Source organism: Microbacterium sp. 22242 (assembly GCF_052045495.1).
Classification (GTDB): Bacteria; Actinomycetota; Actinomycetes; order Actinomycetales; family Microbacteriaceae; genus Microbacterium.
Genome location: NZ_JBQEOZ010000026.1, coordinates 1 through 886, shown reverse-complemented (window position 1 = coordinate 886; position 886 = coordinate 1). Strand labels below are relative to the sequence as shown.

Here is an 886-nt window from a genome sequence, read left to right as displayed (position 1 = left end):
ACCGTTCGGGGTGGTACCCGCGTGCACGCTGCCGACCCCAGGGATCGGAACCGTGATCACACCGGTGCCGGGGATGCCGCCGGTGCCCGGGAGACCCGGAACCGAGGGCAGACCGGGGACCGAGGGAACGCCCGGGATGGACGGCAGTCCCGGAAGGGATCCGCCGGGCAGGCCCGGAAGGTTCCCCGTCAGGCCACCGAGTGCACCGGTGAGGTCACCGATGGGCAGGGACGGCAGCCCCGGGAGGGATCCGCCGGGCAGGCCGGGCAGCGAACCGCCAGGCAGTCCCGGAAGACCGCCGGTGCCGGGGAGGCCCGGGAGGGATCCGCCGGGCAGGCCGCCGGTGCCGGGGAGACCCGGGACAGACGGCAGACCCGGAAGCCCGCCGGTCAGGTTGCCGAAGAGCGGCAGCGTGACGCTGGCGTGCGGTGCGGTGGTACCGGTCGTCGGAACTGCTGCATCGACGTCGACATTCGTGGTGTCGGTGCCGATACGGTCGTTCGTCGCGATGCCGTTGGGGCCTGCAGTGAGGTCCCAGACGTCCTTGACTCCGAGGACGTTCAGGTTCTTTCCGACGTTCAGGCCGTTCGGGGTGGTGCCGGCGTGGACCGTGCCGACCCCGGGGACCGGGATCGTGATCACACCGGGAGTGCTGCCAGTGCCCGGGAGACCGGGAACGGAAGGCAGTCCGGGAACCGACGGGAGACCCGGGAGGCCCGGGAGGGATCCGCCGGGGAGACCCGGAAGGCTACCGCCACCGGGCAGGCCCGGGACGGTGGGCAGACCCGGCAACCCGCTGAGCTTCGGCAGCGTGATGCTGGCGTGCGGTGCGGTGGTGCCGGTGGTGGGGACGGCCGCGTCGACGTAGACGTTGGTGTTGTCGGTG

1 pseudogene is annotated in these 886 nt (G+C 72.5%); it reads right to left on the bottom strand.

The features are described 5' to 3' along the window. A pseudogene (locus ACTJJZ_RS17355) lies at positions 1–886 on the bottom strand (hypothetical protein); the annotation flags it as partial.